Origin of the sequence: Ochrobactrum sp. Q0168, assembly GCF_016427605.1 — a bacterium.
Classification (GTDB): Bacteria; Pseudomonadota; Alphaproteobacteria; order Rhizobiales; family Rhizobiaceae; genus Brucella.
The window spans coordinates 40304-66741 of record NZ_JAELXQ010000011.1 but is presented as its reverse complement, the minus strand read 5'-3'; the positions used below and the strand labels follow the sequence as shown (position 1 = coordinate 66741).

Below are 26438 nucleotides of genomic sequence, written 5' to 3'. Positions count from 1 at the left end.
TGGTCCGAAGGCTTAGGAATGGTGCCCAGAAGAGGACTCGAACCTCCACGCCCTTGCGAGCGCCAGCACCTGAAGCTGGTGCGTCTACCAATTCCGCCATCTGGGCGACGAGGACCCATCTAAGGGGTCGGCTTGCCTCTGTCAATCGCGTTTTCGAAATAATGTCAGCTTTTTTTCAAGCTGTCGGTTTTCCGTGTTGAAAACGTTATCGGGCGCGGTGTCGCGCCCGATAAATTTGCCGCCAACTGCGTGTCAGGCTTCCAGAATTTCCTTCGAGGCCACAGTCGAATCAGCATTAAGCCGGTAAATGATCGGCACGCCGGTATTCAGTTCCTGCTTGAGAATCTGTTCCGGCGTCAGGCCGTCGAGCGCCATGATGAGCGCGCGCAGCGAATTGCCGTGTGCAGCCACCAGAACGCTCTCGCCGCGCAGCACATGCGGCTGGATCTGATGCAGATAATAAGGCCAGACGCGCGCGCCCGTATCCTTCAGGCTTTCGCCGCCCGGAGGAGGCACGTCATAGGAACGGCGCCAGACATGAACCTGCTCTTCGCCCCATTTGGCGCGGGCATCGTCCTTGTTGAGACCGGAGAGATCGCCATAGTCGCGCTCGTTCAGGGCCTGATCGCGGATGGTTTCGAGGCCAGACTGGCCCAGCTCATCCAGAATGTGCTGGCAGGTGGTCTGCGCGCGGGTCAGCACCGACGTATAGGCGATATCGAATTTGAGACCAGCAGCCTTGAGGCGCTGGCCAGCGGCCTTGGCTTCGGCGTGGCCCTGTTCGGTCAGGCCCGGATCGCGCCAGCCGGTGAAAAGGTTTTTCAGGTTCCATTCGCTTTGGCCATGGCGAACCAGGACGAGAGTACGAGACATATGCAAGGCTCCGTTGGTGGGTAAATCAAAGCGCATCCCGAAAAGTGTGAAACGGTTTTCGGAAAAGATGCGCGTTCAAACAAAATAGTGGAGCGCCGATCTGATGCAATCAGATCGAAACGCGCTCTAGTCACTCAGCCCGAGCACGTCGAGCATGGAATAGAGGCCGGGCTTTTTGCCATAAGCCCAGAGCGCGGCCTTGACCGCGCCGCGTGCGAAGATGGTGCGGTCCTCGGCATGGTGCGACAGCACAATGCGTTCGCCGGGGCCAGCGAGAATCACCGAATGGTCGCCGATCACCGAGCCGCCGCGCAGCGTGGCAAAGCCGATGGTGCCTTCTTCACGCGGGCCGGTATAGCCGTCTCGCGCCCGCACGCTGTTGTCTTCAAGGCTGATGCCACGGCCTTCGGCTGCCGCTTGGCCGAGAAGCAGGGCGGTGCCGGATGGCGCGTCCACCTTGTGCTTGTGGTGCATTTCGAGAACTTCGATGTCGAAATCGTCCGGTCCCAGTGCCTTTGCAGCCTTCTGTACCAGTACGGAAAGCAGATTGACGCCAAGACTCATATTGCCCGACTTGACGATGGTGGCATGGCGGGCGGCGGCGCGGAACTTCTCTTCGTCTTCCGCCGAGCATCCCGTGGTGCCAATGACGTGGACGATGCGGGCCTGCGCGGCGAGACCGGCAAAGGCGACACTGGCGGCGGGGCTTGTGAAATCGAGCACGCCTTGCGCCTTGGCGAAGACCGGCAGCGGATCATCGGTGATGGTGATGCCAAGCGCGCCGACACCGGCCACTTCACCGGCGTCTCTGCCGATCAGCGGCGAGCCGGGGCGCTCGATGGCGCCGCTGAGTTTTGCGCCGTCAATCGACTGGATCGTCCGGATGAGGGTCTGGCCCATGCGGCCACCGGCGCCGACGACGACGAGGCCCATTTCGCTGTTTCGGCTATCCGGTTCACCGGTCATTCTGTCCTCCTGTGCCCGCTGGCACATCATCCGCAGTCAGTTCTTCGATGGTCGGTTCGGTCATATTATCAGCGCTGCCGCTCTGCAATTGATAGAAGCGGGCATAGACGCCGTTCGGTACGGCGATCAGCTCTTCATGACGGCCTTCTTCCACCACGCGCCCCGCTTCCATGACCACAATGCGGTCGGCATTGACGACCGTGGACAGGCGATGGGCAATAACGATGGTGGTGCGGCCCTGCATGATCGTTTCCAGCGCCTGCTGGACGCGCTTTTCCGATTCGTTGTCGAGGGCAGACGTTGCTTCATCGAGAAGCAGCACCGGCGCGTTGCGCACGATGGCGCGCGCAATCGAAATGCGCTGGCGCTGGCCGCCCGAAAGCGTTGCGCCGTTTTCGCCAATCGGCGTGTCATAGCCCTGCGGCTGTTGCAGGATGAAATCATGCGCATGGGCAAGCTTGGCCGCCTTGACGATTTCATCATCGGTCGCGTCCGGGCGTCCATAGCGGATATTGTCGGCAATGGTGCCTTCGAACAGATAGGGCTGTTGCGACACATAGGCGACTGCGTGGCGCAGCGAGTGCTTGGTGACCTTGGAAATATCCTGTCCGTCAAACAGGATCGTTCCTTGGTCGAGATCGTAGAACCGCTGCACGAGATTGATGAGCGTTGACTTGCCCGCACCCGATGCGCCGATGATCGCCGTGGTTTCGCCCGCCTTGGCGATAAAGCTGACGCCATGCAGAACCGGCGCAAGCTCGCTATAGGAGAAGTACAGGTCTTTGAACTGGATTTCGCCGGGGCCGGGGTTCAGCGGCGGCGCATCGGCGGCATCGCGCTGGTGCGGCTTGATATCCAGCACTTCATAGATCATGCGGGCGTTGACGAGCGCCTTTTCCAGCCCGACCTGAAGGCGGGCGAGACGACGTGCCGGATCATAGGCCAAAAGCATCGCGGTGATGAAGGCGAAGGTCGCGCCCGGCGGCTGATGGTCGAGAATGGCGCGATAGCCGCTATAGGCCAGCACGCCGGAAACGGCGAAACCAGCCAGGATTTCGGAAATCGGCGTGGTGCGTTCGGACACTTTGGCGATCTTGTTGCTGCGGCCCTCCGACAGATCGATCAGATTGCCGATCTTGGCGCGCAGCTGGTCTTCCATGGTGAAGGCTTTCACGACGGCGATGCCCTGCACGGATTCCTGCATGGCGCCGAGAAGATGCGAATTGAGATGCACCAGATCGCGCGTGACCGAGCGGATGCGGCGCGAAATATAGGCGACCGCCAGAATGAGCGGCGGGCCGATCAGGAAGATCGCAACCGACAACATCGGGTCCATGTAGAACATCATGGCGACCAGACCGATCAGCGAGATGAAATCGCGCGCAATCGACGAAATCGTCATGTTCAGAAGGTCGCGGATGCCGGACACATTCTGGTTGATCTGCGCCGCCAGATGGCCGGAGCGCGTATCATTATAGAAGTCGAGGCCGAGCTTCATCAGATGGTCGAAAATGCGCTTCTGATAGCGCGCGACCAGATTATTGCCGATCTTGGCAAGCTCGACGGCCTGCACATAGCCAGACAGACCGCGCAGGATGAAGATCGCCAGCAGCGTGCCGCAGATGATCCAGATCAGCGGCAGGTTCTGCTCATAGAAGATCTTGTCGATCATCGGCTTCATCATATAGGCGAGCGCGGCGTTTGATCCGCCGACGATCAAAGATGCGATGATGGCGACGATATAGTTCTTCTTATATTCACCGATATTCTCCGACATCATGCGCCGGATTACGCGGGTGGCTTCGCCCGTGTCGATTTTTTTGTTTTTCTTCTTGAATAAGCTCACGTGCAAAAGCGCTTCATTCCTGAGCTCGGTCTGTCCGAGACTACCGTTGAAAATGCGTTGGTATTAAAACCAAAAACGCGGCGGTGAAAAGGCCGAAAGCCAATTCCCGCCGCGTTTCTATAGCTTTAACTCGCGTAATTATCCATCCCTGGTATCTGATCCAAAAGTCGCCATGCCGGGCTGCAAATGGCAATTTGAGTTTTGTATTCGCATAATCTGATCCGAAAAGTCTGCAACTTTTCGGATTATGCGAGGCTTCCGGTGCTCACGTACCCAAATGTACGGCTCAAGCTCCGGTTCTCGAAATCACCATTTTCGCCATGGCCTGCCGCTTTTTGATTCAGACACCCCGATCCTCTTGCTGGTGGAACTTAGCCGATGCGCCAGCGGCGTCCATCCGTCGAGACTTCGAAGCGCGACGGTGCGCAGGCAAAAGCCGACAGGCCGCTCAACGCCGCCAGCGGATAGGTGATCACATGGATCGGAATGTCATGCATGATGGCCTGATGCGGTGCTTTATCCTCAAAGGCCGCGCGGAAACCGCCTGCCCGCAAGGCAGGCAGAATGCGTTGCGGAATGCCGCCCGACAGGTAAACGCCGCCATGCGCCATGAAGACAAGCGCCATGTCGCCCGCCACACGGCCAAGATAGGTTGCAAACAGGTCGAGCGTTTCGCTGGCTTGCGTGTTGCTGCCATCAAGACCGGCGGAGGTGATGTCGGCGGGGGTTTCCAGCGTCGGGGTCACGCCGTCAGCGGTGCAGATTGCCACATAGAGATTGTGCAGGCCGCGTCCACTCAGAATCTGTTCGGCGGAAACGCGCCCGTCGATCTGCTCGATATGCGGGAAAATCTGATAGTCGCGTTCGCTGCGCGGGCCGACATCGACATGGCCGCCTTCGCCGGGAACCGGTACCCAGGCCTTGCGGGTGCGCACCAGACCGGCCACGCCGAGGCCCGTGCCCGGGCCGAGCACGACGCGGGTTGCGATCACCTCGTCCGGCTTGCCGCCGATCTGCTCCATATGATGGCCTTCGAGCGACACCACGGCCAGCGCCTGCGCCTCGAAATCGTTGAGCACGGTCACGTCCTTGAAGCCGAGATCAGAGATCAGCTTCTTCGGGCGCACAACCCAGTCGCAATTGGTGAGATCGATTTCATCGCCTTCGACGGGGCCTGCTATGGCCAGAATGACCGAGCGCGGCTGCAGCGACGTCTGGTCGAGAATGGCCGTCTGAATGGCTTCATCGATGGTCGCATAATCCGCCGTCTGAAGAACCGGGAATTCCTTCGGTTCGGAATTGGCATCGACAAGGATTGCAAAGCGGGCATTGGTGCCGCCAATATCGCCGACGAGGACTGGAAACTGGAAACTCTGTTCGGCGTCGATCATGGCTTGCATTCTCTCTCCCTGTCGTTTCTTGTGGCCCTTTTGAGTTTTGGGGGCTTGCCCATGGGCTTGTATATCTTCGCTCGTATCAGTCCAAAGCCTTGATGAGCCTTTCCGCCGTGGCACGGTTTAGCGCCATCGGTATGTCATAGACGCTGCCAAGCCGCGTCAGCGCCTTTACGTCCACATCATGCGGCAGCGGCGACAGCGGATCGATGAAGAAGATCAGCGCTTCGACAGTGCCTTCCGCAATCATCGCACCGATCTGCTGGTCGCCGCCGAGCGGACCGCTCTTGACGCGATGGATCGTCAGCGAAGGGCAGGCGTCGAGGATCAGCCCGCCGGTCGTGCCCGTGGCCACGATATCGAAACGCGACAGCGCCTTTTCATGCGCGCGCGCAAAGGCCACCATGTCGTCTTTCTTCAAATCGTGGGCGATCAATGCGATGCGCAGGCGCTTTGTCATGAAATTGATAACCTTGTCATCAAGCTCTAAATCGTTTGAAACCTATAGCTGAGCTATAAGCCGGTGAAAAGAGGGCTTAGAGCCTGTTCCAAAAGTCGTCCTGTGCGGCTGCAAATGGCAATTTTCTGCGTTCCGGTGCTCACGTACCTTGAGTACGCTCCGCTCCGGTACTCGAAAATCACCATTTTCGCACGCACATGCCGCTTTTTGATTCAGGCTCTTAGAGAGAATGCCCCGCCGCCAAACGGCGGGGCACGATACTCGATTACTGCACACCATAGGTGACGTCGGCGACCGAATTGGGCGCGGGACCGGCCAGCACGGCGGCACATGCCTTTGGAAGATCAGACACCATCACGGGACGCGGCTTCTTCGGCGGTTCCTTCGATGGCTTTGCTGGCTTCCACGGCTCGTCGGTGAACCACCAGGCGAGCGACTTGTCACAGCCGTCGCCAGCCGCGACCTTGGGCTGCGCCTTGCATTGCGGCGAGCCGGGCTGGCAGGTCAGACGCACATGGAAATGGTAGAAGTGACCCCAATAGGGACGAACCTTGCCAAGCCAGCTTCTATCGCCGGTCACCGTATCGCAAAGCTGCTTCTTGATGCCCGGATGCACGAAGATGCGCTCGACTTCCGGATAGCTCGCGGCGTGTTTGATCAGCGCGGTGCGGGCAGGGGACCATTTCTTGGGATCGACATAAAGGGAATCCCCTTTCAACATCGAGACGGCGGAAACGCTTTCGCGTTCCGCATCGGTGAAACGCTTCTTGGGCATTGGTGTCAGCCAGATATCGGCATCGAGCCCTACCTGATGCGAAGCATGGCCGGTTAGCATCGGACCGCCGCGCGGCTGGGAAATATCGCCGACGAGCAGGCCCGGCCAGCCATCCTTGGCGGCATGGCGGGAGAGCTTTTCCAGCAAGCCGATCATGCGCGGATGGCCCCAGCGGCGATTGCGCGAGAGGCGCATGACCTGCCAGTTTGGACCGTCTGTCGGCAGCGCAACAGCGCCTGCGAGACAGCCCTTGGCATAAAAGCCGATCGATTGCGGCTCCTGCGCCAGCACGGGGAGGCGTTCTGCACCGAATGCCTGCTTGGCGGGCATGTCATCCGCCATGGCCATGGGCACGAAGTCAGGCGCGATCATCGCCGCCAGACAGGTTGCGAGAACAAGACGCGACCAGAATTTCGAAACAGATTTCAGAGCCATCGGCAAACTTCCCGGAAACTACACGGACCCGAATCATTCAGGCGTGACGCGGCGATTATGCTTTGCGCCGTCAAAATCGGCAATCAGCGCCAGTTCCCGTCTCGCCACATGGCCGAAAAGGCAGCTCTGTAATCGGGATAGATGAAAGAGTAGCCCAGCGCCTCGATACGCTTATTGGAGACGCGCTTGTTCTCGCCATAGAAGGAGCGCGCCATCGGCGTCAGCTCCGCGTCTTCAAACGGCACTTCCGGCGGCGGCGTGACGCCCATCAGTTCGACCGCATAGGCAACGACATCCTGCGGCGGCGATGGCTCATTATCGGTAATGTTGAAAATACCGCCCGTATCGGTGCCTGCGAGAAAGCGCAAAGCGCCCGCAATGTCTTCCACATGGATGCGGTTGAACACCTGATCCTGCTTGACGAGACGTCGCGCCGTGCCACGCTCCAGATTGACGAAAGCATTGCGGCCGGGACCGTAAATACCCGACAGCCGCAGAATAGCCAGCGGCGTTCCATGCCGCTCGCTCAATTCTGTCCAGGCCTGCTCCGCTTCGACGCGTTCTAGGCTGCGGCGCGAAACCGGTTTGCATTGCGTGGTTTCATCCACCCATTCGCCCTTGTGATCGCCATAAACGCCAACGGTCGAGAGATAGCCGATCCAGCGAATCGTATTGTCGGGACGGCTCAGCGCTTCCTCGACCCAGGCAAGCGTCGGGTCGCCCGCTTCGCCGGGGGCAATTGAAATCACCACATGGGTTGCCTTGGCGAGTCGCTCCAGAAGTTCGGGCGAGGGCGTTTCGCCATCGAACAGCAGCGGCGAAATGCCGGATTTCTCAAGGATCGGGAATTTCTGCTCGTGGCGGGTGGTTCCGTCGATGCGCTCTGCTTCTCCCGTCACCCGCTTGGCAAAGGCTTGTGCCGAATATCCGGCCCCGAACAGGAAAATGCGCATGTCAGACTGTCTCCGTATTCCACTCTTTCTGCACCGTAGCATCCTCTTCCGCAGAGGCCAGACGTTTTTGCAAGGCATCGACATGGCTGGGTGCGGCCAGCTGCTTCAAGGCCCATACCGCCGCCCCACGCACGACAGGTGCACCATCCCCAAGCAGCAACTCGATCTGCGGCAGCAGCGCTGCATCGCCGGAATTGCCCGCCGCGATCAGCACATTGCGGATGAAGCGGTCGCGCCCGATCCGCTTGACCGGCGAGCCGGAAAAAAGCGCGCGAAACGCTGGATCGTCCAGCGTCAACAGGTCGCTGAGACGAGGCGCTTTCAGATCGTCGCGCGCCTTCAGCTTCATTTCGCTGGTCGCCTGCGCGAATTTGTTCCACGGGCAGACCGAAAGGCAGTCGTCGCAACCATAGATTCGGTTGCCCATGGCCTTGCGAAACTCCGCCGGAATGGGGCCCTTGTTCTCGATGGTGAGATAGGAAATACAGCGGCCCGCATCGATACGATAGGGCGCTGGAAAGGCCTTGGTCGGGCAGGCGTCGAGACAGGCGCGGCAGGAGCCGCAATGGTCGCGCTCAGGCTCATCCGGCGGGATTTCCGCCGTGGTGAAGATCGAGCCCAGAAACAGCCATGACCCAAGCTCGCGGCTGACCAGATTGGTGTGCTTGCCCTGCCAGCCAAGGCCTGCAGCTTCCGCCAGCGGCTTTTCCATGACGGGCGCGGTATCGACGAAAACCTTGACGTCCTGCCCGGCGCGCGCGGCAAAGCGGCTCGCCACGTGTTTCAGCTTGCCCTTGATGATGTCGTGATAATCGCGGTTCTGCGCATAGACCGATATGGCCGCGCGATCTTTCTGATCGAGCACAGCCAGCGGGTTGGTGTCCGGCCCGTAATTCATGGCCAGCATCATGATGGAACGAACTTCCGGCCAGAGCACGCCGGGATTGGCCCGGCGTTCTTCGGTCTCTTCCATCCAGAGCATGTCGGCGTGATGGCCATCGGCAAGATATTGCCGCAGGCGTTCAGGCGCCTGTGGAATAGCACCCGGTGTGGTGAAGGCGACAGCGTCGAAGCCCACGGCTTTGGCTTCTTCGATGAGGAAGCGCTTCAGCCTGTCTGCCTTTGTCTCAGAAATCGAGGTCGCCATAATGGGCCACCGGGGCAAGTCCGCGCACGCGATCGGACAAAAGCGGGCGGAAGGCGGGGCGCGACTTCATGCGCGCATACCAGTCGCGCGCGGCACGGGTTTCGCCCCATTCGATTTCACCGAGATAGTCGAGCACCGAAACCGCCGCTGCTGCCGCCATATCGGCATAGCTTGGATGCGCACCTGCCAGCCAGTCGCGCGTGGCGGCCAGCCAGTCGATATATTTCATATGCTGGCGGATATTGGTGCGGGCTGCGCGGATTGCGGTGGAATCCGGCGCGCTGCCGCCCATTTCAGCCGCCATCTGCAATTTATAAACGCGTTCGCGCGTGATGTGGCGGGTGACTTCGTTTTCGAATTTCAGCAGAAACCAGTCCACGAGGCGGCGCACTTCGGCGCGCTCCATCGGGCTTTCCGGCAGGAGGCGACGGTTGCGCTTCAACGCGCCGCGCGTTTCATCGAGATATTCGGCGATCACGGTTGCGCCCACCACCGGCAGGTCGTTTTCCGCCAGCAGCACGGGCAGGGTGGCAGCCGGATTCAGCGCCAGAAATTCCTTGCGGCGCGACCACGGCCTTTCCTCGATCAGTTCCGCTTCCACGCCATATTCGCCGAGGATTAGCCGCACATAACGCGAGCCTGAAGACATGGGATGATGAAACAGCGTAAGCATGATCGACGCGGTACTCTCGACTGACACAGCTTGAATTGAACGTCCGGAGATTGGCATGGCGTTTGCGCATGCAGCAGGCTATTTCTGCTGCCAAGCGATTCGACGCCGCATCAACGGAATATAAAGTCTATAAGACCTATGTTTGCGGGAGACAAGCAATCGCTGGAAAGGCCCGTCTTAGCCGCCATAACCGCTCCTGCGAGCCGGTTCAGATGTCTCCACTGTGCCAACCATTCTAAGGTACTGACTTCATGGATATTTTTAATCTGCTGGAAGCCGCGTTTCTCGGTCTCATCGAAGGTCTGACCGAGTTTATCCCGGTTTCTTCCACCGGGCATTTGTTGTTGGTCGGACATTTTCTGGGCTTCGAATCCACAGGAAAGACGTTTGAGGTGCTGATCCAGCTCGGCGCTATTCTGGCTATTTTGACCGTCTATTCGGCGAAATTGCTCAAGCTTCTGGCGGATTTTCCCCGTGACGCGCGCACGCGTCATTTTGTCTTCGGCATTCTGGTCGCCTTCCTGCCCGCCGCTTTCATCGGTGCGGCTGCGCATGGCTTCATCAAGAGCGTGCTCTTTGAAACGCCGATGCTGGTCTGCGTCATGCTGATCCTCGGCGGTCTGATCCTGCTCTGGGTCGATCAGCTCAATCTGCGCCCGCGCTATCATGATGTAATGGATTATCCGCTGCCAATGTGTCTTGCCATCGGCTTCATCCAGTGCCTTGCCATGATCCCCGGCGTGTCACGCTCGGGTTCCACGATTGTGGGCTCCCTGCTTCTGGGTGCCGACAAGCGCTCGGCTGCGGAATTCTCGTTCTTCCTCGCCATGCCGACCATGGCCGGGGCCTTCGCCTATGATCTCTACAAGAGCCGCGACATGCTCACGATGAATGATGGCGCGCTGATCGCCGTCGGTTTCGTGATGGCCTTCATCTCGGGCGTGTTCGTCGTGCGCTATCTGCTCGACTATGTCTCGCGCCACGGCTTCAAGCTCTTTGCCTGGTGGCGTTTGATCGTGGGGTCCGCGGGGCTGGCGGCTTTATTGATTTGGGGTTGAACAAAAGAAAAGGGGCCGCGAGGCCCCTTAGTCATTTCCGATTACGATGTCTCACGCAAAGCCGGTCTTGGTGTACTGACCGGCCACGCGGTAGCGCCAGAGATAGGCTGGCAGCACGGCGTCGACGCCTTCCGGCGTAATGCCCATGCCCTGCAATGTGCGGCCTTCCTTGATGGCTGCTTCCGAAACGACATTGTCGTATTTCAGGAGCGTCACCTGATCCTTGGTGATCGGCGGGTTCGGCAGCAGGCTCAGAACCGAAGCCTGCAGGCGGGCGACCCACCACGGCAGCGAAATGAGAACGCGCTTGCGGTCGATAACGCGCAGCATGTCCTTCATCCAGTTCTTGAACGGCTGCACATCCGGGCCGCCCAGTTCATAGACGCCGCCCGGCATCAGCTTGCCATCGACGGCGCGGGCAACGGCTTCCGCAACATCGCCGACATAGACCGGCTGGAGCTTGGTTTCGCCGCCGCCGATAAGCGGCAGGAAGGGCGAGAAGCGCGCCATATTGGCGAAGCGGTTGAAGAAGCGGTCTTCGTGACCGAAAATGATCGACGGACGCAGGATAACGGTTTCCGGCAGCACGGAAAGCACGGCGTTTTCGCCTTCAGCCTTGGTGCGGGCATAGTCCGAAGCAGAGTTCACATCAGCAGCGAGCGACGAAATATGCGTCATCGGAATGCCGGCGGCCTTGGCGGCTTCGGCGATGTTCTTCGCGCCCAGCACCTGAACCGTGTTGAAACGCTGGCGACCGCCTTCGGCCAGAATGCCGACAAGGTTCACGACATGGTCGGAACCCTTGACGACCAGCTCGACCGAAGCGCGATGGCGGACATTGGCCTGCACCATCTGGATCTGCCCGACATTGCCGAGCGGCGCCATGTAATATGCCACTTCGGGCTTGCGCACGGCAACGCGCACGCGATAGCCGCGCTTGGTGAGACTTGCCACGACCGCGCGCCCGACAAAGCCGGAGCCGCCGAAAACGGTGACCAGTTTCGGCCTGTTGTGGACTTCGTTCGGTTCGGTCTTCATCCTAAACTCCTGCATGAAAGCCAGTTGCGCCGCTTGCGAGCAGCAGCCGCAATGCGTCTGTATTGCCGGTGATTTATCGCCTTTTTGCAACAAGGCAAAGGGGACTTGTTGTCACGATCATGATAGCAGGGCTTTTTCCCGTGTTCGTTTTTTGTGTTTCAGCATGATCTTATCCGAAAACCGCTTCACACTTTTCGGGATCATGCTCGAATAGAGCTTTGAGATTCCGCTGCTTGCTGTTAAATCGCGCGCATGAGCACACCACTTGACCATATTCGCAATTTTTCGATCGTCGCCCATATCGATCATGGCAAATCGACGCTGGCCGACCGCCTCATTCAATTGACCGGCGGTCTGGATACGCGCGAGATGAAGGATCAGGTTCTCGACTCGATGGATATCGAGCGCGAGCGCGGCATCACCATCAAGGCGCAGACCGTCCGTCTCACCTATAAGGCGAAGAACGGCGAAGATTATGTGCTGAACCTCATCGACACCCCCGGACATGTCGACTTCGCCTATGAAGTCTCGCGTTCGCTCGCGGCGTGCGAGGGTTCGCTTCTCGTGGTGGATGCTTCCCAGGGCGTGGAAGCGCAGACGCTGGCCAATGTCTATCAGGCCATCGACAACAACCACGAAATCGTGGTCGTGCTGAACAAGATCGATCTGCCCGCCGCCGAGCCTGAGCGCGTCAAGCAGCAGATCGAGGAAGTCATCGGCATCGATGCGTCGCAGGCCGTGCATATTTCGGCCAAGACCGGCATCGGCATCGAAGACGTGCTGGAAGCCATCGTCACCCAGCTGCCCGCGCCGAAGGAAGGCGACCGCAATGCGCCGCTCAAGGCCATGCTGGTCGACAGCTGGTACGATTCCTATCTCGGCGTCATCGTTCTGGTGCGCGTCATCGACGGCGTGCTGAAAAAGGGCCAGACCATCCGCATGATGGGCACGGGCGCGAAATATCCGGTGGAACGCACCGGTGTCTTCACGCCGAAAATGGTTCAGATGGACGAACTCGGCCCCGGCGAGCTTGGCTTCATCACCGCTTCCATCAAGGAAGTGGCCGATACGCGCGTCGGCGATACGATCACCGAGGATCGCCGCCCGACCGAGAAAATGCTGCCCGGCTTCAAGCCCGCGCAGCCGGTGGTGTTCTGCGGCCTGTTCCCGGTCGATGCGGCGGATTTCGAAGATCTGCGCGGCGCGATGGGCAAGCTGCGCCTCAACGACGCTTCGTTCTCGTTCGAAATGGAAACCTCCGCAGCGCTCGGTTTCGGTTTCCGTTGCGGTTTCCTCGGCCTGCTGCATCTGGAGATCATTCAGGAACGTCTGGAGCGCGAGTTCAATCTCGATCTCATCACGACGGCCCCTTCGGTTGTCTATCGCCTGAACATGATCGACGGTTCGCAGAAGGAACTGCACAACCCGGCCGATATGCCGGATGTGGTGAAGATTTCGGCCATTGAAGAGCCGTGGATCAAGGCAACCATCATGACGCCGGATGATTATCTCGGCGCGATCATGAAGCTGTGTCAGGAACGCCGCGGCATTCAGCTGGACCTCACCTATGTCGGCCCGCGCGCCATGATCACCTACGAACTGCCGCTCAACGAAGTGGTGTTCGATTTCTACGACCGCTTGAAGTCGATCTCGAAGGGTTATGCCTCGTTCGACTATAATCTCTCGGAATATCGCGAGGGTGATCTGGTCAAGATGTCGATCCTCGTCAATGAAGAGCCGGTGGATGCGCTTTCGATGCTGGTGCACCGAACGGCTGCGGAAAAGCGTGGCCGCGCGCTCTGCGAAAAGCTGAAAGAGCTGATCCCGCAGCACATGTTCAAGATTCCGATTCAGGCGGCTATCGGCGGTCGCATCGTGGCGCGTGAGACGATCTCGGCGCTGCGCAAGGACGTGACGGCCAAGTGCTACGGCGGCGACGTGACGCGCAAGCGCAAACTTCTGGAAAAGCAGAAGGAAGGCAAAAAGCGCATGCGCCAGTTCGGCAAGGTCGAAATCCCGCAGGAGGCCTTTATTCAGGCGCTCAAGATGGGCGATGATTGATTCTTCGTTCGGCTGAAGGGACGGTGTTTGTGTTAAACACGTTATCCTAAGCCCAGATTACTGCATTCTGGAAGGGCACTTCGGTGCCCTTTCTTTTTGAGCTTTGATGATGCCAATCTCGTCCTCATCCTGAGGAGCCTCCTGAACTTGTGAAGGAGGCGTCTCGAAGGACGAGGGCGACAGCGCTCCCCCTCAGCCCTTCGAGACGGTTCCCTTCGCTATGCTCAGGGCACCTCCTCAGGATGAGGGGGGACGCGTTTAATATCCGATCTCATCCCCGCTTTGAAAGTTCGGGTAGGCCCTCATAATTGCGTGCAATTAATGCTTCTTTCTTTGCACGAGACCAACCTTTGATCTGTCGTTCGCGCGCAATGGCGTCCACGATCCGGTCATAGCTTTCCGTGAAAACAAGCTCGACGGGCCGCCGCTTCTTTGTGTATCCGTCATAAATGCCCTCATTATGCTCCCATAACCGGGCTTCGATATTCTGCTTGGTGAGCCCGGTATAATAAGACCCATCTGCGCAATGCAGAATGTAGACTGTTACTTCCATGACTTGCCCCCGCGCGTCTTTGGAAGCTAAATGTTGCTGCAAATTTGGCTATCGAACAAGCCACGGCGACCGGCTTCGGGATCGCTCGCGCTCGGAAGGTTGAAATCAGTGTCCGCACATCCTCGCATCTCCATCACCTACTGCACCCAATGCAACTGGCTGTTGCGCGCTGCGTGGATGGCGCAAGAGCTGTTGCAGACGTTTGGGCAGGATCTGGCGGAAGTGGCCTTGCGTCCGGGCACCGGCGGGGTTTTTGAAATCCGCGTGCTGATGCCAGATGGCAACGAGGAACTGATCTGGGAACGCAAGCGCGACGGCGGTTTTCCGGAAGCCAAGGTTTTGAAACAGCGGGTGCGTGATCTCGTCTGGCCGGAACGCGATCTCGGTCATTCCGACCGGCCAGCCAATTCGTGAGCGGCTTCTGACCACCGATCCTTCGATCCTTCGATGAACTCAGGATGAGGTGCTGCTTCGCTCCGCACCTCAGGATGAGGGCGGCAGCACCCTTATTTTGAGCTTCCCTCGTCCTTCGAGACGGTGCTTCGCACCTCCTCAGGATGAGGGAAAACACGGTCAGTCCTCTTCCACCACGCGCAGGCGCATTTGGGTGGGAGCGCTTTCCGCCGGTCGTGATTGCGGACGCGCGCTTTCCTCCGCAGGTTTTTCGCCGAATTCCAGCGCTTCGATCTTCGCGCCGCGTCGGGTGACCTTGTTGGACGACACCAGAATATCGTCAATATCCTTGTTGGCCTGCACAAAATGGGTTTGCAGCTTGCGCACGCGCTCGTCCAAACGGCCCACATCTTCCATCAGGCGGATCACTTCGCCCTGAATGACATGCGCCTGCTCGCGCATGCGGGCGTCTTTCAGGATCGCCTGAATCACTTGGATGGACAGCATCAGCAGGGAAGGAGAGACGATCACGATCCGCGCCCGGTGCGCGCGCTGGATCAGCGCTTCGAAATGCTCGTGAATATCGGCGAAGATCGATTCCGACGGCACGAACAGAAAAGCTGTATCCTGCGTTTCGCCGGTAATCAGATATTTATCGGAAACATCCTTGATATGGATTTCCATATCGCGGCGAAACTGCGCGACGGCGTTCTTTCGCGCTTCCGGCTGTTCCGTCTCGCGCATGGCGTTCCATGCTTCGAGCGGAAATTTGGCGTCGATCACCAGCGATGGTGCATTGTTGGGCATGCGCACGAGGCAATCAGGGCGGGTGCCGTTGGACAAAGTCGCCTGAAATTCATAGGCGCCCTGCGGCAGGCCGTCGGCAATGATCGCTTCCATGCGCGACTGGCCGAAAGCACCGCGCGTCTGCTTGTTGGCGAGGATCGCCTGCAACTGCACCACCTGTCCGGCGAGCGACTGGATATTGTTCTGCGCCGTGTCGATGACGGCCAGACGCTCCTGCAATTTGGCGAGATTTTCATGGGTCGAGCGGGTCTGCTCGGTCATGGTCTGGCCGATGCGATGCGTCATGCCGTCGAGCCGTTCGCGGATCGACTGGTTCAATTCCGCCTGTCGCGACCCGAACACTTCCGCCATGGTCTGCATGCGGCCCTGCATCTCGGCCTGCGCCTTCAGGATTTCCGCCATGCGATGTTCCGCATCGCGGGCGCGGTCTTCTGCCTGTGCTTCAGCAACGGCGCGCAAACGTGCAGAGCGTGTCGCCGCGATCAGAAAAATGACGAGGCAAAGAACGACCACCACGATGCCCGCCAGCAGGATATTCCCCAGCGTGAGCGATGTAGCGCCGAGCTGCAAAAGCGGCTCATTCAAGAGGTTTTGGTTTTCCATGCGGCAAGCTTAGCTGATTCGGATGGGCTTGAAGAGATCAAAACGAGAACATTTTGCAAAGCGCAATTGACGATTCTGTCACAAGCGATTACGTGAAGCGCATGTCAGTAAAACCGCTTGTCATCCTTCCCGATCCCGTGTTGCGCCTGGTTTCCAAGCCAGTGGAGCGCTTTGACGATCAGCTGCGCAAATTCGCCGGCGACATGTTCGACACCATGTATGACGCGCCGGGCATTGGCCTTGCCGCCATTCAGGTTGGCGAGCCGATCCGCATGCTGGTCATCGACCTTGCCAAGGAAGGCGAGGAAAAAGCGCCGCATGTCTTCATCAATCCCGAGATTGTCGGCGTGACGGATGAAGTCAGCACCTATGAAGAAGGCTGCCTGTCCATTCCGGATTATTATGCGGAAGTGGAACGGCCAGCCGCCATCAAGGTCAATTACTTCGATGTCGATGGCAAGCCGCACGCAATGGAAGCCGATGGCCTGATGGCCACCTGCCTGCAGCACGAGATCGACCATCTCAACGGCGTGCTCTTCATCGATCATATTTCCAAGCTGAAGCGCGATATGGTCATCAAGAAGTTTAAGAAGCTCGCCAGCCAGCGGGCGTCGAAGAAGGTTCTTTAATGCGTATCGTCTTCATGGGCACGCCGGATTTTTCCGTGCCGATCCTGACCGCCATTATCGGGCAGGGCTATGAGGTGGTGGCGGTCTATTCGCAGCCGCCGCGTCCGGCCGGGCGCAGAGGCTTGGAGCTGACCAAGTCTCCTGTCCATGAAAAGGCCGAGCAGTTCGGTATTCCCGTCTTCACGCCGAAGAGCCTGAAGGGTGCGGAAGAGCAGGAGGTTTTTGCGAGCCTGGAGGCCGATGTCGCCATCGTCGTCGCCTATGGTCTGCTTTTGCCCAAAGCCATTCTCGATGCGCCGCGGCTTGGCTGCTATAATGGCCATGCCTCGCTTCTGCCGCGCTGGCGTGGTGCCGCGCCCGTCCAGCGCGCCATCATGTCGGGCGATAGCGAAACCGGTATGATGATCATGAAAATGGACGAAGGGCTCGATACGGGACCGGTCGCCATGGCTGAAAAAGTTGCGATCACACCGGATATGACGGCTGGCGAATTGCATGATCGTCTGAGCATGATCGGCGCGGACCTGATGGTGCGGGCACTGGGCGCGCTTGAACGCGAAAGTCTGACATTGCAGCCGCAGGCGGAAGAAGGCGTCACTTATGCCGCCAAGATCGACAAGGCCGAAGCACGCATTGACTGGTCGAAGCCTGCCCGTGATGTGCACAATGCCATTCGCGGCCTTGCGCCTTTTCCGGGTGCATGGTGCGAGATGGAAATCAATGGCGTTGTCGAGCGTGTGAAACTTCAGCGCTCGACGCTGGGCGAAGGTTCTGGTGCGGCGGGTACCGTGCTGGACGACCGGCTGACGGTTGCCTGCGGCGAAGGTGCTGTGCGGCTCGTCACCTTGCAGCGTTCGGGCGGCAAGTCTTTGCCTGCGCAGGAATTCCTGCGCGGCGCAACGGTTACGAAGGTTTTGTAGGCCCGTGCCGCGCTACAGGCTTCTGGTCGAATATGACGGCACCCCCTATGCGGGCTGGCAGCGTCAGGAAAACGGCCACACCGTGCAGGGCGCTATCGAGCAGGCGTTCAAGAAATTCTGCGGCGAGGATCTGGCGTTAAGCGCAGCGGGTCGCACCGATGCAGGCGTGCACGCGACGGCGCAGGTTGCGCATGTCGATCTGACCAAGGATTGGGGTGCGGGTAAGGTGCGCGATGCGGTCAATGCGCATCTCGTCATGGCCAATGAGCGTGTCAGCATTCTCAATGTCGAGAAGACGACAGACAGTTTCGATGCGCGTTTTTCGGCGCAGGGGCGTCATTATCTCTACCGCTTCCACAATCGACGTGCGCCACTGGCGGTTGATTATCAACGCGCGTGGTGGGTGCAGAAGCGCCTCGATCACGAGGCGATGCACGAAGCGGCGCAGCTTCTTCTGGGCGAACACGATTTCACGACCTTTCGCGCCACGCAGTGTCAGGCCAAAAGCCCGGTGAAGACGCTTGACCGGCTTGATATTACGCGCGACGGCGAGATCATCGAGATGCGGGTTTCGGCGCGCTCTTTCCTGCATAATCAGGTGCGCTCCTTTGCAGGCAGCCTGATGGAAGTGGGCGTCGGGCGCTGGACGGCGGATGATTTGCAGGCGGCCCTTGAAGCGCGCGACCGCAAGGCCTGCGGTCAGGTCGCGCCGCCTTACGGCCTTTATCTGATCGGCGTCGATTACGCGTTTCCATTTTAATACGCGTGCGGGTCGAAGCCGATGCCGAAGATCTGCTGCAGCAGCACGGTGAGGAATAGCGAGCCGAAGAAGACGCAGGCGAAGAATGGTGCCGCAAAAGCATGCGGACGTTGCAGCGCCACATGGGTCAGCCGATAGCTCAGCACAATCGAAGCGCCGAACATGATCAGCGCGAACAGCGTCGCGACATCAAAACGTCCGGGAAAAAACAGCTGTAACAGCGTGATCGGCGCAAAGACCCAGGCCAGAAGCGCGCTGCCCCAATTGGTGGCGATCACATAGGCTGCATAGCGTTTGACGATGCCGATCCGCTTGGCCAGCATGCCGATGATGGCCAGTGGCACTACCCATGCCGCAACATCGACGAACGCGGCCCGCAGCACGATGGCAAAGCGAATGCCCGCTTCCTCGCGTCCGGCGGTGAGATCGGCGGCATAGGCCACCCAGCTGGCAAAAAGCGGCGGCAGAGCCACCGCTATTGCGTAAAAGGAAGACCAGAAGCCCTCGGCGGTTACATCGAGATAATCGAGACCGTCGCGGCGACCGAGCATCATTTTCCAGACGCCCCGAAAATATCTGAAAATATCGTCCAGGCTCGGCATGAAGACCCTTATTTACCCAAAGAAGTCAGCGATGAAGCGCTCATAAATCTGTGTCAGACCTTCAAGGTCGGCAAGGGCCACGCGTTCATCGACCATGTGCATGGTCTGGCCCACAAGGCCAAATTCCACCACTGGGCAATAGTCCTTGATGAAGCGGGCATCCGACGTGCCGCCGGAAGTCGACAGTTCCGGGCGCTTGCCGGTGACGGCCTCGACGGAAGCAGTCAGCGTACCGATGAGCTTTTCATCGCGGGTCAGAAACACATGGCTGGGGCTCTCGCGCCACGTCAGTTCGTAACTGATCGGTGTTTCGCGGCCGGGGCGCAGGCGATTGTCGCGGGCGGCCTTTTCGAGGCGTGCGCGGATTTCGGCCTGCAGACTTTCCGCCGTCCAGCTGTCGTTGAAGCGGATATTGAACGAGGCCGTCGCCTTGTTCGGGATGACATTGGTGGCCTTGTTGCCCACGTCGATGGTGGTGACTTCGAGATTGCTGGCCTGAAAATCCGCCGTGCCCTGATCGAAGGCCGGGTAAAGTAGGCTGTCCACCAGCGTGGTGATGCCGCGCACCGGATTTTCCGCCAGATGCGGATAGGCCGCATGGCCCTGCACACCCTGAACGGTGATCGTGCCGGAGAGCGAGCCGCGACGGCCGATCTTGATCATATCTCCAAGCGCGTTGGGATTGGTCGGTTCGCCGACAATCGACGCGTCCCAGCTTTCGCCGCGCTGCTTCGCCCAGTCGAGCAGTTTTACCGTGCCATTGACCGCCGGGCCTTCCTCGTCACCGGTGATAAGGAAGGAGACGCTGCCCTTTAGGCTGCCATGCTTTTCCACATGACGCGCCACGGCCGCGACGAAACAGGCGACGCCGCCTTTCATGTCGACAGCGCCGCGCCCATACATGACGCCATCTTCGATGGCAGCGGAGAAGGGCGGGTGTTTCCAGTCGTTTTCATCGCCGGGCGGAACAACATCCGTATGGCCGGCAAACATGAGATGCGGACCGTTGCCGGATTTGCGGGCATAGAGATTTTCGATGTCGGGTGTGCCGTCTTCGCTGAAGACGGGCCGCTCGACGGAAAAGCCCATTGGCTTCAACATCGCTTCCAGCGCCGTCAGCGCGCCGCCTTCGGCGGGCGTTACGGATGGGCAGCGGATCAGGGCGGCGAGATTTTCGGCGGGATTAACGGCTAAACTCATGATTTCGGCTTCTTACTCAAGAATCGTCTGTTGTGGGAGACTAGATCGGGATGCGTTCGGATGGAACCACAAACCTTGGTTCTTACCGTGGCAGAAAATTCACTTATCACGCGCTTTTCCACCCCGGTTGCAATTTGGAAACGAAATTTTCTTGACCGGAGGGCCTTTGTCATCGTTAGGTAAAAAAAAGTTGATAACGAGACCCGGAAAACGGGCCGATCAGCGGGAACTTTCTTAATAATGGGAAACTGTGCATGCGTTTAATCACCACAACTGTAGCAGGCATGATGGCGCTCTTCGGAGCAACGATGGTCCCAGTCAAGGCTGCACAGTGGAGTGAAGCGGGCGGACTGACAAGCATCCCTTACGGACACAAGGACTATTGCGAGCGCAATCCGCGCGATTGCCGTAGCCATAGCGTATTGCCGCCGATGCAGCTGACGCCGCAGCGCTTAAAGCTTTTGCAGAGCGTCAGCAGCTCCGTCAATCATCGCATCAAGCCGGTTTCCGATCAGGATAATTATGGCAAGCGCGATTATTGGACCATGCCAGTCAATGGGAAGGGCGATTGCGAGGATTATGTGCTGATGAAGCGTGCGCAGCTGATGGCGCGTGGCATAAGCGCGTCGCAGCTCCTGATCACTATGGTGCAGGGCAGCGAGGCGCATATCGTGCTGACCGCTCGTACCGATCATGGTGATTATATCCTCGACAATATGCGTGACGAGGTTCTGCCGGTCGAGAAAACGTCCTATCGCTATATCAAGATGCAGTCGCCGTCCAATTCCGGCCAGTGGGTTTCCATTGCCGGTCGTTCGGTGGCCGTAGCGAATAACTGATCATTGCCGGAGCGATAGCCGAGGCTCTCGCAAACCGAGCCATTGTTGAAAGCCGCATCCTTGATGCGGCTTTTTGTTTGCCGGGTCTGCGGTGGATTGAAGCGTCTTTTTATGGGCCCGTTGATGATTGGGAGCATATGCAGGAGCCGATCCCCCTGCGGCGCGATGAGCCCTTGCTTCATTAAGAAGCGCTCATTGTTCACGTTTATTATACAATAAGTTCAAACACACTGTTCGAGTTCGGTGAACAAATTACGGGCTGTAACACAGCGGTGAGAACGCATCAAAAAACTATCCTTCTGTTTTTAATTATTTTTTTTGAATTAATTGCAATATGTACGATGGACGGCGTGCACAAACCTGTGATCAATTAAAAATTTTCGTGACTGGAACTTTTCCCCATTGTTACCCATTTCAGATGTATCGGAACGACGAATTCATACGCCGCTCCATTTATTTAGGAGATAGAAAATGAAAAAATTCGCTCTTGCCGCCCTTGCAGTCGCTCTTAGCGCCGGTGCTGCCTATGCCGAAAATCCTTATGTCGGCATGCCTGACTCTCAGGTCGTTCAGGAAAAGGCCTTCAAGGCTCCGAATACGGCTCCGCTGATCGGGACGTCGGGTCCTGTCGATTACACCTCCACGGCGACCATTCGCCAGTCGACCCCGGTTTATCAGGACGGTTCGGCCAATCGCTTCGGCGATGCTTCGCCTTCCAGCTATGAGAATTAATGGTTCGATAGCATAAGAATCTCCCCGGAGGATGGCTGCAAAGCCTCCCCGGACAGATGCCCGGACCAGAGGCTTTGCGCCATCCGAAGGGAGCGACCGATTCAGATGTCGGTTGCATAAAAATAGTGCCGAATAAAAAAGGCGAAGCACGGGCTTCGCCTTTTTGTCATTTCTGGTGGCTGTTAGCCCGTCAGTCGCGCAGCAATTCGTTGATTGAGGTCTTCGAGCGGGTCTTTTCATCGACGCGCTTGACGATAACGGCGCAATAGAGGCTCGGGCCCCAGTTTTCACCCGGCACATTCTTGCCGGGCATAGTGCCTGCGACGACGACCGAATAAGGCGGAACTTCACCATAGAACACTTCGCCGGTGGCGCGGTCGACGATCTTGGTCGATTTGCCGATGAACACGCCCATGCCCAGCACCGAGCCTTCGCGCACGATGCAGCCTTCCACGACTTCTGAGCGCGCACCGATGAAGCAATTGTCTTCGATGATGGTCGGCCCCGCCTGCATCGGTTCCAGCACGCCGCCAATGCCGACGCCGCCCGAAAGGTGGACATGCTTGCCGATCTGCGCGCAGGAGCCGACGGTTGCCCAGGTGTCGACCATCGTGCCTTCATCGACATAAGCGCCGAGATTGACGAAAGACGGCATCAGGATGGCATTTGGTGCGATATAGGCCGAGTGGCGCACGATGCAGTTCGGCACGGCGCGGAAGCCGGCTTTTTCGAACTCGTTGGCCGTCCAGCCGTCGAATTTGGACGGCACCTTGTCCCACCAGGAGGACTGGCCGGGGCCGCCCTTGATGACTTCCATCGGGTTAAGGCGGAACGAGAGAAGCACGGCTTTCTTCAGCCATTGGTTGACTTGCCAGTTGCCGTCCGCCTGTTTTTCTGCGACACGGGCCTCGCCGCGATCGAGCAGGATAAGCGACTGTTCAACGGCATCGCGGATTTCGCCGCGGGTGGCCGTGTTGACACCGTCGCGCTCGTCAAAAGCCTTGTCGATGGTCTTTTCAAGGGAGGCGAGGTCTGGCTTGGTCATGGGGTGCAGTCTCCGTCAAAGGGCAGCAGATGGCAGACCGGGCGCTTGGGCCGGCCGATTGTCATGAAAGTGATTAAGCGAAGGCGCCAAATGGGTCAATGTAGATCACGGCGCAATTGCGCGCTCTTGATCTTCATTCTCGAAGAATGTCCGACATGTTTGAGACAGATTAAACATTTGGCGTGACAATGCGTTTGGTAAATAGGTTGTAAGGAGCAGGTGACGCATGAACCCGATGGAGAAGTCCGGCTGGACGCCTTTCCCGCATTCCGAGGAAGCGATCAAGCAGGCAAAAACCGTACCGCAGACGCCCCAGACGGAAGCGCCAGCCTATCGCCTTGCCTTTACGGATGACGATTTCCTCACGCGCCGCGACCTGCGCCCGGTGCGCCTGCAACTTGAACTGCTCAAACCGGAGCTGATCCTTGCCGACCGCGGTATCAAATCGACGGTGGTGATGTTCGGTGGCGCGCGCATTCCGGAGCCGGGCGGCGAGGCATGGGCTGCGAAAAACGAGGTGCAGAAAAAGAATCTCGAAGCCAATGCGCATTATTATGAGGAAGCCCGCAAATTCGCGCGGCTTTGCTCGGAATATTCCGCCACGACCTATTATCGCGAGTTCATCGTGGTGACGGGTGGCGGTCCGGGCGTGATGGAAGCGGGTAATCGTGGCGCTGCCGATGTCGGTGCGCCGACCATCGGCCTCAATATTGTGCTGCCGCATGAGCAGGCACCGAATCCCTATGTGACGCCGGAGCTCTGCTTCAACTTCCATTATTTCGCGATCCGCAAGATGCACTTCCTGATGCGCGCCAAGGCGATCTGTGTGTTTCCGGGCGGCTTCGGCACGATGGATGAACTGTTTGAGGCGATGACGCTGATCCAGACCAACCGTATGGAGCGCATGCCACTGATCCTGTTCGGCAAGGAGTTCTGGACCAAGGCGATCAATATCGAATTTCTGGCCGAGCAGGGCACAATCTCGCCAGCCGATATAGAGCTCCTGAACTTCGTTGAAACGGCAGACGAAGCCTGGGACCAAATCAAGGATTTTTATAAGCTCTGATTGAGTTGCTCACGGAGTATAAACCATACCTCGCGCCCGATCTTTTCTAAGGTCGGGCGTTTTCTTTGAAATGCAAGAAAAACCCTTATAAGTTATTATATTATTTAAAAGTAATAATAAATATAAATCATATTTTCTAATATGAAACAATTTATATTGCCGTAGTTAAAAATAAATTTATAATAAAGATGCATGGTTTTGTGAGGGGTATCATGTATTCGACTATTATAAATAGCAGATATATTCCCATATCATATCGAAACTGTATTTAAGAGGTCGCTATGAAAGCGATCCTTAAAAGCGTTCCCGGGCTGCTGATCGGGACGATGGTTGGTGCTTGTCCGGCCCATGCCGCTGATGTGGCACAATCTGGTCCGCCTTTGGACTTTGGTGCGCTTGCGGGCGATGCCTCCGCCACGGCTGTGTCCGCCAACGGATCGGTCATAGCGGGCAAGGCGCAGACATCCGGCGGCGTTTCAGCGGTTTCCTGGGCCGGCGGAAGCGCCACGCCGACGGTTCTGTCCGTGTCGGGTGGGGGCAATTCTGTCGTCAACGCCGTCTCGGCTGATGGTACATTCATTGTCGGTCAGGCGACGATTGGCACATCCCAGCACGCTGTGTTCTGGGCAGGTGGCGCGACAGTGGCGACTGACCTTGGTACGTTGGGGGGCGGCTTTTCCGACGCCGTCGCCTTATCCGCGGATGGTAGCATCATTATCGGAAACGCCACGACATCTGCTGGCCAGAACCGGGCAGTGAAATGGACGAATGGCGCGACATCTCCGATTGATCTGGGAACGCTCAACAACAACACATCCTATGCCAAGGCCGTTTCCGCCGATGGTATGGTGATTGTCGGCTATGCGGAATATGCGCCCAATGTTTATCATGCGGTGTCCTGGACGAATGGTACGCTGACGCCGACTGATCTGGGTGCGCTCGGGGGCGCAACGTCCTCCGCAAATGTCGTATCCGCAAACGGGCGTGTCATCGCAGGGCAGTCGGAGACGAACAGCGGCGAACTCCATGCGGCATCATGGACTGACGGCTCCTTGTCGCCGGCTGATCTCGGCACGCTTGGCGGTTACTATTCCGATGTTCTCACCCTGTCGGCTGACGGTTCTGTGCTTGCGGGCATATCCAACAATGCGTTGGGCGAAATGCGTGCCGTCTCTTGGAGGAGGGGGGCGACCACGCCGACCGACCTTGGCACGCTCGGGGGGTATTCTTCCGAAGTTGCGTCCATTTCTGCCGATGGTTCGATCATTGTCGGGTCTTCCACTGCAACAGACGGCAATTCCCATGCGGTTTATTGGGCGAATGGCGCAACTGTACCGACCGATCTCGGCACGCTTGGCGGCGTGTCTTCGACAGCCATGGCCATGTCGGCCGATGGCACTGTCGTGGTGGGCGCCTCGACGCTGGCATCCGGAGTGTCGCATGCGGCGGTCTGGAAACTGCTGATTTCGTCTCCGCCCGTAACGACGCCGAAGCCTGATCCCGATCCGGGTGAGACGGGGCCGCCACCTGTCACCGGAACGCCTACCCCGCCGCCCGGCATTGGGGGAACCGAGCCAGAGACCCCGGGTTCAGAAACCGGGTCCGATTCTCAGCCGGGCCCGCCGTCCGATGCGCAAAACCCTCCATCGCCGCAAACAGAAACCGGGTCGCCGCCGCCCGTGCAATCGGTGGCCGTCGATGTGACCAACACGGCGAAAACTGTTGCCGCGCTGGCGGGGGATACATTCTCGGTAATGGAATCGCAGCGGGGGAAACTGGGAAGGTTACAGCGTTCTTGCGATGTCGCGAAAGCTGGGGAGAGCTGTTATTCGCTTTCAGGGGATATTGGGCGTTCGGGAGAGACCACCGATGCGCTTGGCTGGATCTCCATGGCGCACGCCTTTACCGATAATTTTCTGGCAGGCATCACCGTCGCGCATTCGTTCTGGCGCGATATGCCGGAGAGTTTCGACCGCGATAATGACAATATTGGCGGCGGCTTCTATGCCCGCTGGCGCGCGCCAACGGCAAATGGACACTGGTATCTGCAAGGTTCGGTCGCTGCCAGTCGCTACGATGTCGAGCGGACCCGGCATCTATTGGCCTATACGGAGGCTGGCATGGGCGAGAGCACGGTCAAAGGCTGGGGGGCGTCGCTGGAAGCCGGGCGGTCGCACGATCTCCCCGACAATGCCGTCTTCGGCTATTATGCGGGGCTGCGTTACAGCGATCTGAAGATGGATGGTTACACGGAAACCAACGCCTATTTCCCGTTCACCTATTCGGATGTGAGGTCACGCCGCACTGCGGTCTATCTCGGAGCAAACTATGCCATGCCGTTAAGCGACAAGGTGCGGTGGCTGATCAATGCGGAAATCGAACAGGATATAGCGCATGATGATCCGAGCGTGATGGCAAGTGCCGATTATATCGGGGCGCTCAGCTTCGATGCGGAGGCCGCGCATACACGCGGCAGCCTGTCGACCACCTTGTCCTACGCTTTCAGCGGGGCCTTGAGCGTGGGCGTGACGCCTTACCTCGCGCGCACCGTAAACCGGGATATGGCCTATGGTGCGAGCATTGATGTCACGGGCAGGTTCTGACCAGACG

General features: G+C 58.4%; 25 protein-coding genes, 1 tRNA gene and 1 pseudogene. 11 read left to right on the top strand and 16 right to left on the bottom strand.

Going from position 1 to position 26438, the window contains the following annotated elements:
- Nucleotides 1-19: 19 nt before the first annotated feature.
- The 6 genes from JAU75_RS17390 to JAU75_RS17365 form a co-directional block, all read right to left on the bottom strand.
- Nucleotides 20-106: transfer RNA gene (locus JAU75_RS17390), tRNA-Leu, on the bottom strand.
- A 146-nt stretch (nt 107-252) separates the two neighbouring features.
- Entirely contained in the window at nt 253-873 is a 621-nt protein-coding gene (locus JAU75_RS17385) for a 2,3-bisphosphoglycerate-dependent phosphoglycerate mutase (protein ID WP_171319625.1), read from the bottom strand.
- 126 nt (nt 874-999) lie between these two features.
- On the bottom strand, nt 1000-1839 hold the full coding sequence (gene dapB / locus JAU75_RS17380; RefSeq protein ID WP_199057733.1) for a 4-hydroxy-tetrahydrodipicolinate reductase: 840 nt from the start codon (nt 1837-1839) through the stop codon (nt 1000-1002).
- On the bottom strand, nt 1829-3685 hold the full coding sequence (locus tag JAU75_RS17375; protein WP_199057732.1) for an ABC transporter ATP-binding protein: 1857 nt from the start codon (nt 3683-3685) through the stop codon (nt 1829-1831). The genes dapB and JAU75_RS17375 overlap by 11 nt, the downstream gene beginning before the upstream one ends.
- Before the next feature lie 371 nt (nt 3686-4056).
- On the bottom strand, nt 4057-5085 hold the full coding sequence (locus JAU75_RS17370; protein ID WP_199057731.1) for a glucokinase: 1029 nt from the start codon (nt 5083-5085) through the stop codon (nt 4057-4059).
- Nucleotides 5086-5161: 76 nt separating this feature from the next.
- A complete protein-coding gene (locus JAU75_RS17365; protein WP_199057730.1) occupies nt 5162-5539 on the bottom strand; it encodes a methylglyoxal synthase in 378 nt (125 codons plus the stop codon).
- A 114-nt stretch (nt 5540-5653) separates the two neighbouring features.
- Here JAU75_RS17365 and JAU75_RS17360 point away from each other — a divergent pair.
- Nucleotides 5654-5767: pseudogene (locus JAU75_RS17360) on the top strand (flagellar basal body P-ring protein FlgI); the annotation flags it as partial.
- A gap of 37 nt (nt 5768-5804) precedes the next feature.
- On the opposite strand, the gene mepA reads toward JAU75_RS17360, so the two are convergent.
- The 4 genes from mepA to JAU75_RS17340 form a co-directional block, all read right to left on the bottom strand.
- Complete coding sequence (mepA, locus tag JAU75_RS17355; protein ID WP_199057729.1) at nt 5805-6749, bottom strand: penicillin-insensitive murein endopeptidase; 945 nt, start codon at nt 6747-6749, stop codon at nt 5805-5807.
- Nucleotides 6750-6832: 83 nt separating this feature from the next.
- Entirely contained in the window at nt 6833-7702 is an 870-nt protein-coding gene (locus JAU75_RS17350; protein WP_199057728.1) for an SDR family oxidoreductase, read from the bottom strand.
- A gap of 1 nt (nt 7703) precedes the next feature.
- Complete coding sequence (queG, locus tag JAU75_RS17345) at nt 7704-8849, bottom strand: tRNA epoxyqueuosine(34) reductase QueG (protein WP_199057727.1); 1146 nt, start codon at nt 8847-8849, stop codon at nt 7704-7706.
- Nucleotides 8830-9522 (bottom strand): glutathione S-transferase family protein, encoded by a 693-nt coding sequence (locus tag JAU75_RS17340; RefSeq protein ID WP_140026149.1) that lies wholly within the window; start codon nt 9520-9522, stop codon nt 8830-8832. The genes queG and JAU75_RS17340 overlap by 20 nt, the downstream gene beginning before the upstream one ends.
- 251 nt (nt 9523-9773) lie before the next feature.
- Between JAU75_RS17340 and JAU75_RS17335 the strand changes: the two genes are divergently transcribed.
- The gene (locus tag JAU75_RS17335; protein ID WP_199057726.1) at nt 9774-10580 is read left to right on the top strand and encodes an undecaprenyl-diphosphate phosphatase; all 807 of its coding nucleotides are present in this window, start codon (nt 9774-9776) and stop codon (nt 10578-10580) included.
- Nucleotides 10581-10631: 51 nt separating this feature from the next.
- Here JAU75_RS17335 and JAU75_RS17330 read toward each other — a convergent pair whose 3' ends face one another.
- Nucleotides 10632-11618 carry a complex I NDUFA9 subunit family protein gene (locus tag JAU75_RS17330; protein WP_199057725.1) on the bottom strand — a complete coding sequence of 329 codons (987 nt, stop codon included), beginning with the start codon at nt 11616-11618 and terminating at the stop codon, nt 10632-10634.
- 252 nt (nt 11619-11870) lie between these two features.
- Between JAU75_RS17330 and lepA the strand changes: the two genes are divergently transcribed.
- Nucleotides 11871-13679: a translation elongation factor 4 gene (gene lepA / locus JAU75_RS17325; protein WP_199057724.1), complete on the top strand. Its 1809-nt coding sequence runs from the start codon at nt 11871-11873 to the stop codon at nt 13677-13679.
- 271 nt (nt 13680-13950) lie between these two features.
- Here the strand turns inward: lepA and JAU75_RS17320 are convergent, their stop codons facing one another.
- Entirely contained in the window at nt 13951-14232 is a 282-nt protein-coding gene (locus JAU75_RS17320) for a GIY-YIG nuclease family protein (RefSeq protein ID WP_199057723.1), read from the bottom strand.
- Nucleotides 14233-14340: 108 nt separating this feature from the next.
- Between JAU75_RS17320 and JAU75_RS17315 the strand changes: the two genes are divergently transcribed.
- A complete protein-coding gene (locus JAU75_RS17315; protein ID WP_199057722.1) occupies nt 14341-14646 on the top strand; it encodes a SelT/SelW/SelH family protein in 306 nt (101 codons plus the stop codon).
- 159 nt (nt 14647-14805) lie between these two features.
- Here JAU75_RS17315 and JAU75_RS17310 read toward each other — a convergent pair whose 3' ends face one another.
- Entirely contained in the window at nt 14806-16035 is a 1230-nt protein-coding gene (locus JAU75_RS17310) for a DNA recombination protein RmuC (protein WP_199057721.1), read from the bottom strand.
- Nucleotides 16036-16136: 101 nt separating this feature from the next.
- On the opposite strand from JAU75_RS17310, the gene def reads away from it, so the two are divergent.
- From def to truA, 3 genes are read left to right on the top strand one after another with little or no spacing between them, the layout of a single operon-like run.
- Complete coding sequence (gene def / locus JAU75_RS17305; protein ID WP_199057720.1) at nt 16137-16664, top strand: peptide deformylase; 528 nt, start codon at nt 16137-16139, stop codon at nt 16662-16664.
- On the top strand, nt 16664-17584 hold the full coding sequence (gene fmt / locus JAU75_RS17300) for a methionyl-tRNA formyltransferase (RefSeq protein WP_199057719.1): 921 nt from the start codon (nt 16664-16666) through the stop codon (nt 17582-17584). The genes def and fmt overlap by 1 nt, the downstream gene beginning before the upstream one ends.
- A 4-nt stretch (nt 17585-17588) precedes the next feature.
- Nucleotides 17589-18344 (top strand): tRNA pseudouridine(38-40) synthase TruA, encoded by a 756-nt coding sequence (gene truA, locus JAU75_RS17295; protein ID WP_151591684.1) that lies wholly within the window; start codon nt 17589-17591, stop codon nt 18342-18344.
- Here truA and JAU75_RS17290 read toward each other — a convergent pair.
- Together JAU75_RS17290 and dapE are read right to left on the bottom strand one after the other, a co-directional pair.
- Nucleotides 18341-18946, bottom strand: coding sequence for a hypothetical protein (locus tag JAU75_RS17290; protein WP_199057718.1), 606 nt, complete (start codon nt 18944-18946; stop codon nt 18341-18343). The genes truA and JAU75_RS17290 overlap by 4 nt on opposite strands.
- Nucleotides 18947-18958: 12 nt before the next feature.
- On the bottom strand, nt 18959-20146 hold the full coding sequence (gene dapE, locus JAU75_RS17285; RefSeq protein ID WP_199057717.1) for a succinyl-diaminopimelate desuccinylase: 1188 nt from the start codon (nt 20144-20146) through the stop codon (nt 18959-18961).
- 287 nt (nt 20147-20433) lie between these two features.
- Between dapE and JAU75_RS17280 the strand changes: the two genes are divergently transcribed.
- Nucleotides 20434-20985 carry a transglutaminase-like cysteine peptidase gene (locus JAU75_RS17280; protein ID WP_199057781.1) on the top strand — a complete coding sequence of 184 codons (552 nt, stop codon included), beginning with the start codon at nt 20434-20436 and terminating at the stop codon, nt 20983-20985.
- Between the two features lie 471 nt (nt 20986-21456).
- Nucleotides 21457-21717, top strand: a complete 261-nt coding sequence (locus JAU75_RS17275) for a hypothetical protein (protein WP_199057716.1) — start codon at nt 21457-21459, stop codon at nt 21715-21717.
- Between the two features lie 190 nt (nt 21718-21907).
- Here the strand turns inward: JAU75_RS17275 and dapD are convergent, their stop codons facing one another.
- A complete protein-coding gene (gene dapD, locus JAU75_RS17270) occupies nt 21908-22762 on the bottom strand; it encodes a 2,3,4,5-tetrahydropyridine-2,6-dicarboxylate N-succinyltransferase (RefSeq protein ID WP_199057715.1) in 855 nt (284 codons plus the stop codon).
- Between the two features lie 226 nt (nt 22763-22988).
- Between dapD and JAU75_RS17265 the strand changes: the two genes are divergently transcribed.
- Both JAU75_RS17265 and JAU75_RS17260 read left to right on the top strand, forming a co-directional pair.
- A complete protein-coding gene (locus tag JAU75_RS17265; RefSeq protein ID WP_199057714.1) occupies nt 22989-23828 on the top strand; it encodes an LOG family protein in 840 nt (279 codons plus the stop codon).
- A gap of 281 nt (nt 23829-24109) precedes the next feature.
- The gene (locus JAU75_RS17260; RefSeq protein ID WP_199057713.1) at nt 24110-26431 is read left to right on the top strand and encodes an autotransporter domain-containing protein; all 2322 of its coding nucleotides are present in this window, start codon (nt 24110-24112) and stop codon (nt 26429-26431) included.
- Nucleotides 26432-26438: the final 7 nt, after the last annotated feature.